General features: G+C 59.2%; 1 protein-coding gene. It reads right to left on the bottom strand.

What is annotated here, in order from left to right; all coding sequences use genetic code 11:
- Positions 1-137 precede the first annotated feature (137 nt).
- Positions 138-638: hypothetical protein (locus AC1D0P_RS26855; protein WP_477679516.1), on the bottom strand; the 501-nt coding region annotated here is incomplete at its 5' end.

The following is a 638-nucleotide window of genomic DNA, read 5'->3' as shown; positions in this document are numbered from 1 at the left end:
CTTCGACGCCGCTCAGGGCGCTTGAAATTTTCTCAGACGCCTCCGTCTTAGCGAGATCGATTTACTTGCGCAGGAGGCCCGACACGTCGGAAACGAGGCCGCCGATCAATTCGGAAAGCGGTGGATTGTTGTTCGGATCAGCCATTGACAATACCTCCTACAGCGGACGACGATGTACTCATCTGGGTAGAGCCGACCTGGCTTGACTCTTGCGTTTTGGTCGTTTCCGGCCGTTTCGCCGACGCAGTGAAAAACCGACTGGCAGCAAGCCCCGCAAGAGCCGCCACACTCAGGAAGGCGAAGGGCTGTTTACGACCAAAATCCTCGGCCATGCCAGCGATCTCGCCGAGATCGCGGCCTTCGATATTCTTTGCGATTGCTTGAACGCTCTCGCCGATCTGTCTGGCGTAGCGCCCGATTTGGGGCTGGTCGCTCTGTTCAAGTTCCGCGCCGACCTTTTGCAGCGCCGTCGCGATGCCGCCGACCTGGCGGGCGGCAAAGCCGGTTTGCTCCGCTACCGTCTCCTCGACCTTCTGCATCGCAGTATTTGCGTCGGCCTTGACGACGTCAGTGGCAGCGCTCAAATCATCGCTGACCTTGTTTTTCAGATCGTTGAGGCCCGCCGGTCCGCTCTGGAC

This window comes from Polaromonas sp. P1_G2 (genome assembly GCF_056405515.1).
Note: the sequence above shows the minus strand (reverse complement) of the source record. Positions and strands in the feature narration are given on the sequence as shown.